The sequence below is a fragment of the Xanthomonas sp. LMG 12459 genome (assembly GCF_009192905.1).
Taxonomy (GTDB): Bacteria; Pseudomonadota; Gammaproteobacteria; order Xanthomonadales; family Xanthomonadaceae; genus Xanthomonas_A; species Xanthomonas_A sontii.
Genome location: NZ_NSGT01000044.1, coordinates 33,190 through 48,899, shown reverse-complemented (window position 1 = coordinate 48,899; position 15,710 = coordinate 33,190). Strand labels below are relative to the sequence as shown.

Here is a 15,710-nt window from a genome sequence, read left to right as displayed (position 1 = left end):
CATGGTCCCGATGGGAGAAGGGATTCAAAGCCCCTCTCCCTTCGGGAGAGGGGTTGGGGTGAGGGTACGGCCGGCACGTGAGCGTGGTGGGGTTCGGCGGCAGACGTACCCTCATCCGCCCCTTCGGGGCACCTTCTCCCAATGGGAGAAGGGAGTGGCTCGTCAGGTGATGCCCACCGCTGGTGAACCCGCAGGCGGCTCCGTACCATCCGCCGATGGAATCCGAACGTCTTACCGTCGTCGTCACTGCGTTCAACGAGGCGCAGACCCTGCCGCTGTTGCACCCGCGCATCGTCGCTGCGCTCGACGCCGTGCCGGGATTGGAGGGGCGTGTGCTGTACGTGGACGACGGCAGCCGCGATGCGACCTGGGAGACGATCCAGACGCTGGCCGCGTCCGATCCGCGGGTCGGCGCGCTGCGTCTGTCGCGCAATTTCGGCAAGGAACTGGCGCTGACCGCCGGTCTGGACTGCGTCGATCGCGGCGCGGCGATGCTGCTGGACGCCGATGGGCAGGATCCGCCGGAACTGATCGGACAGTTCGTCGCGCATTGGCGCGCCGGCTACGACGATATCTACGGTACGCGCCTGGTGCGCGAAGGCGAGGGCTGGCTCAAGCGCGGCACCGCGGCGCTGTTCTACCGGGTGATCGGGCGCCTGTCGAAGACGCCGATCCCCGCCGATACCGGCGATTTCCGCCTGCTGTCGCCACGCGCGCTGGCCGCGCTGCGGCAATTGCGCGAGCGCCACCGCTTCATGAAGGGATTGTTCGGCTGGATCGGTTTCCGCCGCCTGGCGGTGCCGTACCGGCGTGCGCCGCGGCTGGCCGGGCGCAGCAAGTTCAGCCTGTGGCGGTTGTGGAACTTCGCCCTGGACGGCATCACCGGCTTCTCCACCGCGCCGTTGCGGGTGGCCACCTACCTGGGCCTGGCGACAGCGGTGGGCGCCTTCTTGTTCGCGATCTGGGTGGTGGTCAAGGCGGCGCTGTGGGGCGACCCGGTGGCCGGCTGGCCGACGATGATGGCGGTCATCCTGTTCCTGGGCGGCGTGCAACTGATCGCGCTGGGCCTGATCGGCGAATACCTGGGCCGGCTGTACGAGGAATCCAAGCAACGTCCGCTGTACCTGGTGGAGACCTGGCGTGCACCGGGCGAAGGAGTATGCTCGGCCGTGCGATCCAGCGAACCGGGAGGCAGCGATGCGGACGGTACGGCAGGTCTTGAGCGAAAAGGGCAATGAGATCCACGCGGTCGCGCCGGACACGGCGGTGATCGAGGCGCTGCGGCTGATGGCCGCCAAGGGCATCGGAGCGGTGCTGGTGCTGCAGGACGGACAGCTGTCCGGGATCCTGTCCGAGCGCGATTACGCACGCAAGGTGGTCCTGCAGGACCGCTCCTCGGCGACCACGCCGGTGCGCGACATCATGAGCAGCAGGGTGCACACCGTGGACCCGTCGCAGAGCGTGCAGCAGTGCATGGAACTGATGACCGGGCAACGCATCCGCCACCTGCCCGTGGTGGACGCCGGCACCGTGATCGGCGTGATCTCGATCGGCGACCTGGTCAAGGCGGTGATCGAAGAGCAGCGCGAGGAGCTGGATCAGTTGCAGGAGTACATCAGGAGCTGAGGGGCTGGGAGTCGGGAAAAGAGAATGGGGACTGGGAAAGGCAGGAGCGCGGATCCCGCGTTATGCGTTTGGGCGTGATTCGCCTGGCGATGTCAGACCACGCAATGCGCTCTTGATCTGACGATTCCCCATTCCCGATTCCCCACTCCCGGCTTCACCGCCCGCACTGAATATCCTTGCCCGGCCCGGTCTCGATGGTGGCCAGCAGCGCCGCTGGCGGGGCGATGCTGCCCAGGGCGACGGCGATCGCGCCGCGCAGGCCCAGGGCCTTGAAGTCGGGGCGGAAGCTGGGGTCCTTGAAGGTGCCGCCGACGCGCAGCGGCGAGCGCAGGGCGAGGATGCTGTGGTCCTTGGGTTGCGCCTTCAGCAGCAGGTCCAGGCGTTCCTGGCCCAGGTCGATGGTGCCGCTGCCGACCAGCAGGGTGTCGGTGCTGTCGAAGGCCAGGCCGCGCGAGGTCATCACTCCGTGCTGCACGCCGAAGTCGCCGAACGCACAGCGTACCGGGATCTCGCGGTCCTTGGTCACCAGATACTTCAGCGATTCGGCGATATCCAGGCCGGCCAGCTCCATCACCAGATTGCTGATGCGGCCCTTGCCCATGCCGACGGCGACGCTGCCGTCGGCGCTGCCGAGCATCTGCGCGATCGAGTTGCCGCTGCCGGCCAACGCGATCTCGCCGCCGATCGCGCCCGCCGCTTCCTTGGCCAGTTTGCCGTCGGGGAACAGCTTGCCCAGTTGCACGCCGCGGATCGACACCTGCGCGCGGGTGAACAGCGTGGGCTTGCGTGCATCCATGCGGATGTCCGAGCGCAGATCGCCGCCGGCCACGCCGAAGTTCAGCGGTTGCAGCAGCAGCACGCCGTCATCGAGCTTCAGATGCGCATCCATGTCGTCCAGCGGCAGCGACGGCGCATTGATGCGCTGCGCCTTCCAGCGCACGTCGGCATCCATCGCGCGCAGCTTGCCGAGGTCGTATGGGGTGGACGGCAGCACCTTGTCGGTGGCGGCGAGCTTGGCTGCCTGCGCCTTCTGCTCGGCATTGGCGGTCTCGCCGGCGCCGGTGCGCGGCGGTGCGCCGACGAAGCCGGCCAGGTCGTCGAAATCCAGCCGCTGCGAACGCAGGTCGGCGCGCAGGAACGGGCGTTGCCCAGCGGTATCGATCTGCACGGTGCCGGCCAGGTCGCTGTCGCCGGCGCGGCCACGGAAGTCCTGGTAGCGCCAGCGATCGCCGTCGCGCTGCAGGCGTCCGTCCAACTGGTAGGGCGGGGTGGAGGGAATGGCGATGCCGAGCAGCGGATACAGGTGGGCCATGTCGGTGCCGGCCAGTTGCAGTTGCAGGTCGAACACGCGCAACTGGAACGGATTGGTGAGGGTGCCGCGCATGTGCGCGCGGGTGCTGCCGGCGCTGCCGCGCAGGTCGACGCGGAACGGATGGTCGCTCTCGCTCAGTTCCAGCGGCGAGGCGGTACTGCCTCTCAGGGTGAAGGGATTGCCGCGCCAGCGGCCGTCGCCGCTGACCGCGATCGGCGGGGCGGCATCGCCACGGCGGCGCTGCCCGACCTGGCTGTCGACGGCGATGTCGATCTCGGTGCGCCCGGCCGGATCCTGGAAGCGCAGATGTCCCTGCTGTACCCGCAGGGCGCCGAGCACGACCGGACGGCCGCCGTCGGACTGGCCGAACACCCAGTTGCCGGGCTGTGCGTTCGGTCCGGTTTCCAGCAGCAGGTCTGGCTTGGTCAGGCGGATCTCGGGGATACGCACGCGTCCGCGCAGCAGCGGCCACAGCGCGATGTCCAGTTCGGCGCGGTCGGCGCTGGCCATCTGCGGCTGCTTCGACCAGTCGGCGTTGGCGAAGCGCAGGCGATCGCCGCGCACGGTGATGATGCGGCCCAGGTCCACGTCGAGGTTGCCGTCGATATGGAAGGCGCGGCCGGTGCGCGCCTGCACCGCGCGTTCCACTGGCGCCTTGAACCAGTTCCAGTCGAAGATCAGGATGATGACGAGCAGGAGCAGCACCAGCGCGCCGAGCACGAACGGCCAGCGCCGCAGGCGGCCGTCGTTGCGCCGCCAGGGCCAGGAGCGGGATGCGGAAGCGGGGTCGCGAGCCATGCGGCCATCCTAGGCAGCCGCCGTGCACGGGGTGCGAAAGCGATCGTCGCCTCAGAGCACCTGACTGGTCACCGCCACGAAGTGGCAGACGCTGCCGGCGAGCACGAACAGATGCCAGATGGCGTGGAAGTAGCGCACGGTGTCGCGCTGGTAGAAGTAGGTGCCCAGGGTGTAGAACAGACCGCCGGCTAGCAGCCAGCCCAGGGTCCAGGCGTCGACGGAGCGCAGCAGCGGTTCGATCGCCACCACGATCAGCCAGCCCATCGCGATGTACAGGATGGTCGACAGCAGGCGGAAGCGACCAGTGAAGAACAGCTTGAAGATCACCCCGGCCACGGCGATGGTCCAGATCGCCGCGAACAGGCCCCAGCCCCACGGGCCGCGCAGGCCGATCAGGGTGAACGGGGTGTAGGTGCCGGCGATCAGCAGGTAGATCGCGCAGTGGTCGAAGATCTGCAGGCGCGCCTTTGCGCCGGGATGCGGGATGGCGTGGTACAGCGTCGAGGCCACGTACAGCAGCAGCAAGGTGACGCTGAACACGATCGCGGTGGCGAGCTGCCAGCCGTCGCCGTAGATGGCGGCGAGGGTGATCAGCACCGAGCCGCCGGCCAGCGCGGCGATGGCGCCGAGGCCGTGGGTCAGCGCACTGGCCAGTTCGTCGCGCCAGTCCGTGGAAGGCTGCGCGTCGGCGTTCGAGTAGGCGGGCGACCGGTCTGCATCCATGGGCCCGCACGGTACCGCAATTGCGAGCGGTTCGCATCCGCTGCGGCGCAACACGGCGCCGCCGGTTGAGCGTGCGCTCAGCCGGCGCACGCCCGCGGTCACATGGCGGTCATTCCACCGCCACGCTGTGCGCGTGTTCGCGCGTGGCGGCGAAGCGCACGTCCGGCGCACGTTCCTGCGCCAGTTGCAGGTTGACCCGGGTCGGCGCCAAGTAGACCAGTTCGCCGGCGGCGTCGATGCCGAGGTTCATCGCGTTCTTCTCGCGGAACTCTTCCAGCTTCTTGGGGTTGTCGCAGTGCACCCAGCGCGCGGTGACCACGCCCACCGGTTCGAAGCTGGCGTCCACGCCGTACTCGTCCTTGAGCCGGTAGGCGACCACGTCGAACTGCAGCGTGCCGACCGCACCGAGGATCAGGTCGTTGCTCATCAGCGGGCGGAAGAACTGGGTGGCGCCTTCCTCGGACAGCTGCGCCAGGCCCTTCTGCAATTGCTTGAGCTTGAGCGGGTCGCGCAGGCGCGCGCGGCGGAACAGTTCCGGGGCGAAGTTGGGAATGCCGGTGAACGACAGCGACTCGCCTTCGGTGAAGGTGTCGCCGATGGAGATGGTGCCGTGGTTGTGGATGCCGATGACGTCGCCGGGGTAGGCCTCGGCGGCGATCTCGCGGTCGCTGGCCATGAAGGTCAGCGCATTGGCCAGCTTGACCTCCTTGCCGGTGCGCACGTGCAGGGTCTTCATGCCGGCGGCGAAGCGGCCGGAGCAGATGCGCATGAAGGCGACGCGGTCGCGATGCTGCGGATCCATGTTGGCCTGGATCTTGAACACGAAGCCGGTCAGCTTGTCCTCGCCGGCCTGCACCTGGCGGCCGGTGGTGGCGCGCGGCTGCGGCGGCGGTGCGTGCTCGGCGAAGAAGTCCAGCAGCGGCTGCACGCCGAAGTTGTTGACGCCGGAGCCGAAGAACACCGGGGTCTGCTTGCCGGCGCGGTAAGCGTCCAGGTCGAAGGCGTGGCTGGCGCCCTGCACCAGTTCCAGTTCCTCGCGCAGGTCGGCCAGCATCTGTTCGCCGATCTTCTCGGCCAGGCCGGGCGCGTCCAGCGACGGGAAGATGGTCGAATCCTGGCGGGTGAAGTTGCGGCCGGGTTCGTACAGGTGCACTTCGCCGGTCACCAGGTGCACCACGCCCTTGAGGCGCTGGCCCATGCCGATCGGCCAGGTCACCGGCGCGCACTCGATGCCGAGCACGGTCTCGACCTCGTCGAGCAGGTCGATCGGATCCTTGCCCTCGCGGTCGAGCTTGTTGATGAAGGTCATGATCGGCGTGTCGCGCAGCCGGCACACCTCCATCAGCTTGATGGTGCGCTCTTCCACGCCCTTGGCCACGTCGATCACCATCAGCGCCGAGTCCACCGCGGTGAGCACGCGGTAGGTGTCCTCGCCGAAGTCGGCGTGGCCGGGGGTGTCGAGCAGGTTGATGATCTTGCCTTCGTACGGGAACTGCATCACCGACGAGGTCACCGAGATGCCGCGTTCCTTTTCCAGCGCCATCCAGTCCGAGGTGGCATGGCGCGCGGCCTTGCGGCCCTTCACCGAGCCGGCCATCTGGATCGCCCCGCCGAACAGCAGCAGCTTTTCGGTCAGCGTGGTCTTGCCGGCGTCGGGATGGGAAATGATGGCGAAGGTGCGGCGGCGCGCAGCTTCGGTGGCGACTTCGGACATGGGCGGCACGCCCGGAAGGGCGTCATCGGCAACGGAGGAAGCCCGCGATTATAGCGGGCTTCCCGCTACGGCCGTTCAGTTGAGCAGCCAGGGGTGCGGGCGCTTGCTGGATTGGCGTGCCACCAGGTTGTAGACGATGACCATGCCGAGCAGCAGCAGGCTCCAGGCTGGTGCCAGCCAGTGCGGTGCCACCGCGCGGGGCAGGCCGACCTGGCCGATGCTGATGGCGCCCAGCAGCGTCAGTGCGCAGTGCGCCACGACCAGCGCCAACACGCTGCGCGGCCAGCGCAGGCAGGCCAGCAAGATGGTGCTGGCAAGCAGGGTCCCGGTCAGGGTGATCGACACCGTCAGTGGGTAGTAGGCGGTCGGGGCGTGTCTGAGCAGCCCGAGCAGCCAGGACAGGCCCAGCCACGGAAGCATCGCCGCGATCGCGCATTTCAGCACCACCTGGTTGAACAGCGTGCCGATCTGCCCGGGTGCGCCCATGCCGGGCAGCAGGGCACTTTCCATCAGGCCGAGGTTGCCGTGCTTGCGCCACAGCCACAGTCGTTGCAGGAACTTCGCGCTGGACAGGTTGGCCATGACGTTGGCCAGGATCAGCGGCAGCGTCGGCGATTGCGTGCCCACCAGCAGCAGCGTCCACAGCAACACCAGCGACGGCATGACGAGGACGGCCAGCGCGGTGCCGGCCGCGCTGCCGGGAGCGAAACCTGGACCGAGTGCGAAGCGCATGGCGCGTTCCGGTGCGCCGTGCAGGCCCGAGGGAACGCTGGGGCGCGCGATGCCCTGCATCCACCCACGGCGCCCGGTTTGCGATGCGACCACCTGCCTGATCGCGCCATCGCCGGGCAGGCGCGGCTGCAGGTTCATCCACAGCGGACGCAGCCACGGCGCGAGCGCGACGGGCCGAGGCGTGCTGGCGCGGCGGTACGCCCACGTCGCGCCCGCGACGCACGCTGCAGCGATGACCAGCATGGTGCTGCGCGGGTGCGCGTCCAATGGCACGCCGACCCAGTAGTGCAGCATGAAGCCGAGGGGCGGCAGACACAGCAGTGCGGTACTGGACCACGCTGGCGCTGTCGCCAGCAGCAGCCCGCCGGACGCGCACAGCAGCAGCGTCGGTGCCGTCAGGCTGGGATCGCTGCCGCGGGGCACGTACAGCAGGACCGGCACCAGCACGGTGCCGGCCACCGCCAATGCGAACAGGCGCACGAAGCGCTTGCGCAGCCCCGGAAGGCGCAGACGATGCGCCTGCTCGAGCAGGCTCAGCAAGCGTGCGCCGAGTCGTGCCCAGAGCAGCAGCACGATGGGGCAGGTCAGCACCAGCGGCGATGGTGGATTGTCGACCCACGTCAGGGCCAATGCCGCGGCGATCACCCAGGGGTAGACCCATCGGGTCCTGCCCGATGCCGCGTACAGCAGGCGCAGATCGGCGAGCAGGCGCTTCATCCCGCCACCTCGATGAACAGGTCCTCCAGGCCGAGCCGGTCGATGCGCAGACCGGGCACGCCGAGCAGGGCGGAAGGCGGTTCGCTGGCGTGCAGCAGTACGGCGGTGCCGCCGTCGGCGCTGCGGCGCCGTGCGAGTTCGCCGCGCAGCACGGCGTCGCCGAGCAGCGCGGCGGCGGCCGACGGCAGCGTGAGTCGCAACACGCTGTCCTTGAGTTCGTCCAGCGGCTGGTCGAGCAGCAGCCGGCCCTGGTGCAGGAAAGCCACGCGCGATGCCACCCGTTCCAGGTCGCTGACGATGTGGCTGGAGAACAGCACGGTGGTGCCGGCATCGCAGGTTTCGGTGACGATCTCGCGCATCAGGTCGCGGCGCGCCACCGGATCCAGCGCCGAGGCCGGTTCGTCCAGCACCAGCAGCGCCGGCCGCGCCGCCAGCGCCCGCACCAGGGCCAGGCGCTGGGCCTGGCCGGGCGAAAGCGTGTCGATGCGCTGGCGGCGGTCCAGTTCCCAGCGCTGCAGCAGCGTGTCGGCGCGCTGCGGGTCCCAGTGCGGATAGAGCTGCGCGGCGAAGGCGAGCAGTTCCGCCACGCGCATCCAGCCGAAGGCCTGGGGCTGCTGGGGCACGAAGCCGATGCGCGCCTTGCGCGCGTCGTCCAGGCGCAGCGCCGGACCGCCGAATACCTGCGCCTGGCCGCGCTGCGGCTGCAGCAGGCCGAGCAGGCAGGCCAACAGGGTGCTCTTGCCGGCGCCGTTGCGGCCGATCAGTCCGACCACCTCGCCGCGCCCGATCTGCAGGCCCACGCCTCGCAGCACGTCGCTGGCACCGAACGCCAGGTGCAGGTCGTGCGCCGCCAGCGGCAGGTCCATGTCCAGATCGGTCTGGATTGCGCTCTGCATCGCCACGCTACTCATCGCCAGGTTCTCCAAACAACTGTTCAAGACGTTCGATCACGGGAGGCGCCGGCAGGCCCAGTTCGCGGCAATGCCGGACCAGTTCCTGCAGCCGGGGTTCGATCAACTCCAGGCGCTGCCGTTGCGGTGCGGCGGCGGTCGCGGCCACCGCCATGCCGCGACCGCGCAGGCGTTCCAGCACGCCCTCGGCTTCGAGCTGGCTGTAGGCGCGCGAGACCGTCATCGGGTTCACCGCGTGGACCGCGGCGACCTCGCGTACCGAAGGCAGACCGTCGCCTGGGCGCAATTGCCCGGCGGCGACCAGGCGGCGGATCTGTTCGGCGATCTGCCGGTAGATCGGCTCGGGGGCGCTGGGTTGGACGTGGAGATGGGTTGCATCCATGTGTATTAATACATCAATACACTTGGTGAATGTCAATGCGTTTGCCGACGAACGGTAGGCGGCGCGCTCAGGGTGGAGTGGGATGGGCGAAGCGCAATTCGCCCAGCGGGCCGACCATCCGGAACGGCACCGATTCCAGGCGCAGGCCGCGGTTGAGCTGGACGGCGAAATGCAGGTGCGGGCCGCTGCTCAGGCCGGTGTTGCCGGACAGGCCGAGGCGGTCGCCGCGCTGCACCGCCTGGCCCACCCGCACCTGCACGCCGCCTGGGGCCAGGTGTGCGTAGATCGCCATGCTGCCGTCGGCGTGCACCACCCGCACCAGATTGGCGGCCTGACCCAGGCGCGGGTCGGTGCCGGATTCGCGGAAGTCGTCGCGCACCTCCATCACCACGCCCGCGCGCGCGGCCAGCACCGGCGTGCCGTCGGGCAGGGCGAAATCCAGGGCATAGGCGTTGGCCGGGTCGCGATGGCTGAAGGCGCCGCCGAAGCCCTGGTCGATGCGCACCGGGCGATCGGCGAACGGCAGGGCATACAGCACCGCGTCGGCATGGGCGCGCGGCGAACCGGGGACGGCCTCGATGCGCAGTCGGGCGCCGTCGCCGCCGGCCTCAGCGAGGTCGCCGGGGGGATACAGGCGCGCGACCACGCGGCGCTCGCCGGCGGCCAGCTCCGCGGTCAACGGCAGCGCGGGGACGGCGGTGAAGCCGGCGCTGTCGCCGAGCAGGCGGATCTGCACCGGGCCGCCGAGCGGATTGCCCAGTGCAACCTCGCGCAGGCCGCTGTCGCGGGCGCTCACCTGCAGCCACGCTGGCGACGGTGCCGCCACCGGCCGCGGCGCGTTCCAGCGCAGCAACGGCTGCGCGAACGCGGCGGTCGCTGCCGCCAGCGACAGGACCACGGCAAGCCAGCGGCGGGGGCGGCGTCGGCGCACGGGCAGGGGCAGCGATGGGGAAAGCGGAGTATGGCCGAGGCCAGGGATCGAAAAATCATATCGCTTCATCCGAATAAAGAGATTGACATGGCCGAAAATCGCTGGCATCGTGGCTCCACCATCGAGACCGGCGGAGGGACAGGCCCTTTGATGCCGGGGCAGCCAGCGGACGCGCAAGCGCCCGTGTAGGTGCCAAATCCTGCGGGGACCACCGCGTCCGCCGAAAGATGGTTCGATCCATGCCTTCTGCATGGCGAACGCGAGCTCCGCGAAGCTCGATGGCCGTTCCTCTCCGGATACCGCCATGCGCCTCGTGAACTCGCCTGATCGCCCCACCTCCGCCACTCCGTCCCACGACCGCGTTGCCGCGCCGGCCGACGGCGTGCACGCGATGCGTGGCGAGATCGCGGTCGCGTTGCCGCTGCGCCACGCCGGTGTGCAACTGCTGCGCCTGCGCTACGAACTGAGCGGCCCGGCTGCCGCGCCGGTGGTGTTCGTTGCCGGCGGCATCTCCGCGCACCGCCACCTCGCCGCCAACGCCAGTTTTCCCGAGAAGGGCTGGGCCGAAGGCCTGGTCGGGCCGGGGCGGGCGCTGGATCCCACCCAGCGGCGGCTGCTGGCGTTCGATTTCGTCGGTGCCGACGGCAGCCTGGACGCGCCGATCGACAGTGCCGACCAGGCCGATGCCATCGCCGCGCTGCTGGACGCGCTGGACATCGCGCAACTGCACGGGTTCGTCGGCTACTCCTACGGTGCGCTGGTCGGCCTGCAACTGGCGGTGCGGCATCCGCAGCGCCTGCAGAAGCTGATTGCGGTCAGCGGCGCGCACCGCGCGCATCCGTATGCCGCGGCCTGGCGCGCGCTGCAGCGCCGCGCCGTGGCACTGGGCCAGTTGCAATGCGCCGAGAGCCACGGGCTGTCGCTGGCCCGGCAGTTCGCGATGCTCAGCTACCGCACTCCGGAGGAATTCGGCGAACGCTTCGACGCGGCGCCGGAAGTGATCAACGGCCGCGTCCGCGTCGCCGCCGAAGATTACCTGGACGCCGCCGGCGCGCAGTACGTGGCGCGCACCCAGGTCAACGCCTACCTGCGCCTGTCCGAATCCATCGACCTGCACCGCATCGAGCCGGCCGCCGTCGCCGTGCCCACCGTGGTGGTGGCGGTCGAAGGCGACCGCCTGGTGCCGCTGTCGGACCTGGTCACCCTGGTCGAAGGCCTGGGCCCGCGCGGCAGCCTGCGCGTGCTGCGTTCGCCCTACGGCCACGACGCCTTCCTGAAAGAAACCGATCGCATCGACGCGATTCTCGCCACCGCCCTTCGCCCCACCGGAGTTGCCGCATGAGCACTGCCCACGACACCGATCTGCCCTGTAGTGCCGCCACCGCCGCGGTCCGCGCCGGCATCGACCGCGATACCGCCTACGGTGCGGTGACCCCGCCGATCGTGCTGTCGTCGAACTTCAGCTTCGACGGCTTCGGCAACAAGCGCCAGTACGACTACACCCGCAGCGGCAACCCCACCCGCGACTTGCTCGGCGAAGCGCTGGCGGAACTGGAAGGCGGCGCCGGTGGGGTGATCACCGCCACCGGCATGGGCGCGATCAACCTGGTGCTCAATGCGCTGCTGCAGCCCGGCGACAAGCTGGTGGTCCCGCACGACGCGTACGGCGGCAGCTGGCGCCTGTTCAACGCGCTGGCCAAGAAGGGTCACTTCGAACTGATCACCGCCGACCTGACCGATCCGCGCTCGCTGGCCGATGCGCTGGCGCAGGCGCCGAAACTGGTGCTGATCGAGACCCCGTCCAACCCGCTGCTGCGCATCACCGACCTGCGTTTCGTCATCGACGCCACGCACAAGGCCGGCGCGCTGGCGGTGGTCGACAACACCTTCCTGTCGCCGGCGCTGCAGACCCCGATCGCCTTCGGTGCCGACCTGGTGATCCACTCCACCACCAAGTACGTCAACGGCCACAGCGACGTGGTCGGTGGCGCGGTGATCGCGGCCGATGCCGAACTGCACCAGCAACTGGTGTGGTGGGCCAATGCGCTGGGCCTGACCGGCTCGCCGTTCGATGCGTTCCTGACCCTGCGCGGCCTGCGCACGCTGGACGCGCGCCTGCGCGCGCACCAGGAGAACGCGCAGGCGGTGGTGGAATTGCTGACCACGCACGCCGCGGTGCGCCAGGTGTACTACCCGGGCCTGGCCTCGCATCCGGGCCACGCGGTGGCGGCGCGGCAGCAGCGCGGCTTCGGCGCGATGATCAGTTTCGAACTGGCCGGCGGCGAGGCCGAGGTGCGCGCCTTCGTCGATGGCCTGCGCTACTTCACCCTGGCCGAATCGCTGGGCGGCGTGGAGAGCCTGATCGCGCATCCGGCGACCATGACCCATGCGGCGATGACCGCCGAGGCGCGCGCCAAGGCCGGGATTTCCGACGGCCTGCTGCGCCTGTCGGTGGGCATCGAATCCAGTGCGGATCTGGTCGCCGACCTGCAGGCCGGCCTGAAGCGCGCGCAACGCGCCGGCGAGGCGCTGGCCCGCAAACGGGTGGACGCGTGAGCAGCGGGTTGGCCGATGCGCCGCTGGCGCCGCTGCGCACGGTGCCCGACGTGGCCACCGCGCGGCTGGGCCTGCTCGGCACCGGCACCGTCGGCCGCGCCTTCGTCGCGCGCTACCAGGCGCTGCAGCAGCGCCGGCCCGGCTTGCCGACCTTCGCCTGGCTGGCCAATTCGCGCACCGTTGCCGATTGCACGGTGACGCCGGCGCAGGCGCTGGTCGCGGCCAATGCCGCCGCGCGCACGGTGCAGGCGGTGACGTTGCCGGAGGACCTGAGCCGTGGCGACATCGTGGTCGACGCCACCGCCAGCGAGGCGGTGGCGCAGCGCCATGCCGAGTGGCTGCGGCGCGGCGTGCACGTGGTCACCGCCAACAAGCTCGGCCAGGGCGCCGCGCTGGCGCGGGCCGAACAGATCCAGGCCGCCCGCCATGCCGCCAGCACCCACTACGGCGACAGCGCCACGGTCGGGGCCGGGCTGCCGTTGCTGAGCAGCCTCCGCGCGCTGGTCGCCGGTGGCGACCATATCCATGCGGTGGAAGGCGTGCTGTCCGGCTCTTTGGCCTGGCTGCTGCATCGCTACGACGGCCACCGCGCCTTCTCCGCGTGCGTACGCGAGGCCGCGGCCGCCGGCTACACCGAGCCCGATCCGCGCGAGGACCTGTCCGGCGAGGACGTGCGGCGCAAGCTGCTGATCCTGGCCCGCGCCGCCGGCCTGCCGTTGCGTGCCGAGCAGGTGCAGGTGGAGTCGCTGGTGCCGGCCACGCTGGCCACGGTGCCGCTGGCGCAACTGGATGCCGCACTCGAACAATTGGACGCGCCGCTGGCAGTGCGCCTGGCGCAGGCACAGGCCGCCGGTGCCTGCCTGCGCTTCGTCGGTCGCTTCGATGCGCACGGCGCCTCGGTGGGCCTGCGCGTGCTGCCGCTGACACATCCATTGGCCAGCGGTGCCGGCACCGACAACCGCGTCGCCATCCACAGCGACCGCTATCTGCAGCAGCCGCTGCTGATCCAGGGGCCGGGCGCGGGCGCCGATGTCACCGCGGCGGCCTTGCTCGACGACGTGCTGCGGATCGCGGTGCGCTGAGCGAAGCGAACGACGCCCGCCGTCATGTGCGGGCATCGCGGTTCGGACTGGGGCGATACCGACGGGCAGTCGGCGTGTAGGCAACGCTGCCTGCACGCCGATGCGTGCGGGTCACGCGGCGCGGCCGTCGCGCGTTGCACGACGGCCGCCGCCGCAGCTCATTGCAGACCCTGGCCCATGGTCTTCAGCAACTCGCCCTGGTAGTCGCCGCTGAATTCCCAGAAGAACGCGCCGCCCAGGCCCTGGGTCTTGACGTAGTTCATCTTCTCGGTGACCAGCGCCGGGTTGTCGTAGCTCCAGAAGGTGCTGCCGTCGTACTTCCAGTGCGCATGCGCCTGCGCGTCGACATAGCTGGTGCCGGCGCGGCCGCGCAGCACCTTGTAGTCCTCGATGCCCGCCTCGTAGGTACCCGGTGCGGCGCTGCCGCTCTGGTACAGGCCGTGGTTGACGTTGGGCACGTTGGTCCAGCCACGCCCGTAGAAGCCGATGCCGAGGTTGAGCTTGGCGGCGGGCACGCCACGGTCGAGGAAGGCCTGGATGGCGTCGTTGCTGTTGTAGTAGCGCTGGTCGCCGCTGGACGGATCGGCCGACGACTCGAACAAGGCGGAGTGATGGTTGGTCTGCGGATCCCAGGCGCCGTGGAAGTCGTAGGTCATCACGTTGAGGTAGTCCAGGTACGGCGCGTACAGGTTCGGGTCGGTGACCCGGATCTTGTCGATGCCGGCGCCGACCGCCACGGTCAGCAGCAGCCCCGGCTGCACCTGGTCGAGCTGGCGGCGGAACTCGGCCAGCAGCGCGGTGAAGTTCTGCCGGTCTTCCGCGCTGCCGCAAGCGATGCCGCAGGCCACCGGATATTCCCAGTCGATGTCGATGCCGTCGAACACCCCGGCCGCGGCCGCGCTGCCGCCGGCGCCGTCGGTGACCGGCAGGTTGCCGCGGATGTAGGCATCGATGCACGAGGCGACGAAGGCCTGGCGGTTCTCGGCGCGCGCGGCGCTGGAGAAGCCGCGCGACCAGGTCCAGCCGCCCAGCGAGATCAGCACCTTCAGCCCCGGATGCGCGGCCTTGAGCTTCTTCAGCTGGTTCCAGTTGCCGCGCAGCGGCTGGTCCCAGGTATCGCCCACGCCGTCCACGCTCTGCGCGGCGGAGAACGCCTTGGTGTAGTCGGCGAAGGCATCGCCGCCGGCGCCGGTGCTGCTGTCCGACGGCTGGGTGACGCCGACTTCGCAGCGGTTGTTGCGGACATTGCCGAAGGCGTAGTTGATGTGGGTCAGGTAGCCGGCGGCGCCGCTGGTCTGGATGTCGCGCACCTGGTAGTTGCGGCCGTAGATGCCCCACTGGGTGAAGTAGCCGATCACGCGCTTGCTGCCGCCGGCGCTGGCGGGCAGGGTGCGCACGCTCAGCGTGGCGCTGCTGGCCGAGACGTTGCCGGCGTTGTCGCGGGCACGGACCGCGTAGGCGTACGCAGTGTCGGCGATCAGCGCCGAGTCGGTGTAGCCGGTGGTGCTGGAGGTGCCCACGCGATTGCCGTCGCGGAGGATGTCGTAGCCGGCCAGGCCGCTGCCGCCGGCGTTGTCGGAGGCCGCGTTCCAGCTCAGAGTGATGGCGTTGCTGGCGCGCGTGGCCGCGGCCAGGCCGGTCGGCACGCTCGGCGCGGTGGTGTCGGTGGACGCCGCCGCGATAGTGATTGCGACGGCGGCCGAGGTGGTGCGCGCGCCCGCGTTGTCGGTGGCCACGGCGGTGAGGCTGTAGTCGCCGGCCGCTGCGCCGCTCCAGGACAGCGTGTACGGCGCGCCGCTGACGCTGCCGAGCGAGGTGCTGCCGCGGAAGAATTCGACCCGCGCCACGCTGCCGTCGGGATCGCTGGCCGATGCCTGCAAGGCGATGGTGGTGCCGACCGCGAAGCGGGTGCCGCTCGTGGGCGCGGTCATGGCCACGCTCGGTGGCTGGTTGCTCGAACCGCCATCGCAGGTGCCCAGGTCCTGGTACCAGCCGCAACTGGTGCAGTAGGTCGGCGCGGTGTTCCAGATCGGACTGTTGGCGCGGTACAGGTGGCCGGCGTAGGTCAGGGTGTCGCCGGCGGCGTAGATGGTGGCCGGGTTCCAGGCGGCCACGCCGGTGCACGCGGCGGCCCAGGTCTGGCCGGGCACGAGGCCGGCCAGGACGAGACAACAGAACAGCAACCACGATCCAGCGGATTTCGTGTTCATGGTGACGCCTCCGATG

13 protein-coding genes, 1 pseudogene and 1 riboswitch are annotated in these 15,710 nt (G+C 70.0%); of the genes and pseudogenes, 5 read left to right on the top strand and 9 right to left on the bottom strand.

Going from position 1 to position 15,710, the window contains the following annotated elements; all coding sequences use genetic code 11:
• The first annotated feature begins 215 nt into the window (after positions 1–215).
• Both CEK65_RS11640 and CEK65_RS11635 read left to right on the top strand, forming a co-directional pair.
• Entirely contained in the window at positions 216–1,238 is a 1,023-nt protein-coding gene (locus CEK65_RS11640) for a glycosyltransferase family 2 protein (protein ID WP_148827664.1), read from the top strand.
• A complete protein-coding gene (locus CEK65_RS11635) occupies positions 1,198–1,626 on the top strand; it encodes a CBS domain-containing protein (protein ID WP_043090869.1) in 429 nt (142 codons plus the stop codon). The genes CEK65_RS11640 and CEK65_RS11635 overlap by 41 nt, the downstream gene beginning before the upstream one ends.
• A gap of 154 nt (positions 1,627–1,780) precedes the next feature.
• Here CEK65_RS11635 and CEK65_RS11630 read toward each other — a convergent pair whose 3' ends face one another.
• The 7 genes from CEK65_RS11630 to CEK65_RS11600 all read right to left on the bottom strand — a co-directional run bounded on the left by CEK65_RS11630 (position 1,781) and on the right by CEK65_RS11600 (position 9,813).
• Entirely contained in the window at positions 1,781–3,736 is a 1,956-nt protein-coding gene (locus CEK65_RS11630; protein ID WP_017912938.1) for an AsmA family protein, read from the bottom strand.
• A gap of 51 nt (positions 3,737–3,787) precedes the next feature.
• Positions 3,788–4,459, bottom strand: a complete 672-nt coding sequence (locus tag CEK65_RS11625) for a hemolysin III family protein (protein WP_152181821.1) — start codon at positions 4,457–4,459, stop codon at positions 3,788–3,790.
• A gap of 109 nt (positions 4,460–4,568) precedes the next feature.
• The gene (locus CEK65_RS11620) at positions 4,569–6,173 is read right to left on the bottom strand and encodes a peptide chain release factor 3 (RefSeq protein ID WP_017912942.1); all 1,605 of its coding nucleotides are present in this window, start codon (positions 6,171–6,173) and stop codon (positions 4,569–4,571) included.
• A gap of 75 nt (positions 6,174–6,248) precedes the next feature.
• The gene (locus CEK65_RS11615) at positions 6,249–7,622 is read right to left on the bottom strand and encodes a hypothetical protein (RefSeq protein WP_152181820.1); all 1,374 of its coding nucleotides are present in this window, start codon (positions 7,620–7,622) and stop codon (positions 6,249–6,251) included.
• A complete protein-coding gene (locus CEK65_RS11610; RefSeq protein ID WP_343192912.1) occupies positions 7,619–8,560 on the bottom strand; it encodes an ABC transporter ATP-binding protein in 942 nt (313 codons plus the stop codon). Before CEK65_RS11610 ends, CEK65_RS11615 begins: the two co-directional genes overlap by 4 nt.
• The gene (locus CEK65_RS11605) at positions 8,526–8,915 is read right to left on the bottom strand and encodes a GntR family transcriptional regulator (protein ID WP_017910488.1); all 390 of its coding nucleotides are present in this window, start codon (positions 8,913–8,915) and stop codon (positions 8,526–8,528) included. The genes CEK65_RS11610 and CEK65_RS11605 overlap by 35 nt, the downstream gene beginning before the upstream one ends.
• Before the next feature lie 67 nt (positions 8,916–8,982).
• A complete protein-coding gene (locus CEK65_RS11600) occupies positions 8,983–9,813 on the bottom strand; it encodes a M23 family metallopeptidase (RefSeq protein ID WP_152181819.1) in 831 nt (276 codons plus the stop codon).
• Positions 9,814–9,961: 148 nt separating this feature from the next.
• Positions 9,962–10,080, top strand: a riboswitch (SAM riboswitch).
• 70 nt (positions 10,081–10,150) lie between these two features.
• Here CEK65_RS11600 and CEK65_RS11595 point away from each other — a divergent pair.
• From CEK65_RS11595 to CEK65_RS11585, 3 genes are read left to right on the top strand one after another with little or no spacing between them, the layout of a single operon-like run.
• The gene (locus CEK65_RS11595; RefSeq protein WP_026144514.1) at positions 10,151–11,188 is read left to right on the top strand and encodes a homoserine O-succinyltransferase; all 1,038 of its coding nucleotides are present in this window, start codon (positions 10,151–10,153) and stop codon (positions 11,186–11,188) included.
• Complete coding sequence (locus CEK65_RS11590) at positions 11,185–12,402, top strand: O-succinylhomoserine (thiol)-lyase (protein ID WP_152181818.1); 1,218 nt, start codon at positions 11,185–11,187, stop codon at positions 12,400–12,402. Before CEK65_RS11595 ends, CEK65_RS11590 begins: the two co-directional genes overlap by 4 nt.
• Positions 12,403–12,410: 8 nt before the next feature.
• Complete coding sequence (locus CEK65_RS11585) at positions 12,411–13,484, top strand: homoserine dehydrogenase (protein ID WP_319019761.1); 1,074 nt, start codon at positions 12,411–12,413, stop codon at positions 13,482–13,484.
• Positions 13,485–13,642: 158 nt separating this feature from the next.
• Here the strand turns inward: CEK65_RS11585 and CEK65_RS11580 are convergent, their stop codons facing one another.
• Together CEK65_RS11580 and CEK65_RS21195 are read right to left on the bottom strand one after the other, a co-directional pair.
• Positions 13,643–14,962 carry a glycoside hydrolase family 18 protein gene (locus tag CEK65_RS11580; RefSeq protein WP_226980556.1) on the bottom strand — a complete coding sequence of 440 codons (1,320 nt, stop codon included), beginning with the start codon at positions 14,960–14,962 and terminating at the stop codon, positions 13,643–13,645.
• A gap of 270 nt (positions 14,963–15,232) precedes the next feature.
• Positions 15,233–15,415 (bottom strand): annotated as a pseudogene (locus CEK65_RS21195) (Ig-like domain-containing protein); the annotation flags it as partial.
• Between the last annotated feature and the right edge of the window lie 295 nt (positions 15,416–15,710).

What these genes read in the sequence shown, in the direction of transcription:
- CEK65_RS11595 (WP_026144514.1), top strand. Translation starts at nt 10,151, where the DNA reads ATGCGCCTCGTGAACTCGCCTGATCGCCCCACCTCCGCCACTCCGTCC.
- CEK65_RS11625 (WP_152181821.1), bottom strand. Translation starts at nt 4,459, where the DNA reads ATGGATGCAGACCGGTCGCCCGCCTACTCGAACGCCGACGCGCAGCCT.
- CEK65_RS11615 (WP_152181820.1), bottom strand. Translation starts at nt 7,622, where the DNA reads ATGAAGCGCCTGCTCGCCGATCTGCGCCTGCTGTACGCGGCATCGGGC.
- CEK65_RS11590 (WP_152181818.1), top strand. Translation starts at nt 11,185, where the DNA reads ATGAGCACTGCCCACGACACCGATCTGCCCTGTAGTGCCGCCACCGCC.
- CEK65_RS11630 (WP_017912938.1), bottom strand. Translation starts at nt 3,736, where the DNA reads ATGGCTCGCGACCCCGCTTCCGCATCCCGCTCCTGGCCCTGGCGGCGC.
- CEK65_RS11605 (WP_017910488.1), bottom strand. Translation starts at nt 8,915, where the DNA reads ATGGATGCAACCCATCTCCACGTCCAACCCAGCGCCCCCGAGCCGATC.
- CEK65_RS11640 (WP_148827664.1), top strand. Translation starts at nt 216, where the DNA reads ATGGAATCCGAACGTCTTACCGTCGTCGTCACTGCGTTCAACGAGGCG.
- CEK65_RS11635 (WP_043090869.1), top strand. Translation starts at nt 1,198, where the DNA reads ATGCGGACGGTACGGCAGGTCTTGAGCGAAAAGGGCAATGAGATCCAC.
- CEK65_RS11620 (WP_017912942.1), bottom strand. Translation starts at nt 6,173, where the DNA reads ATGTCCGAAGTCGCCACCGAAGCTGCGCGCCGCCGCACCTTCGCCATC.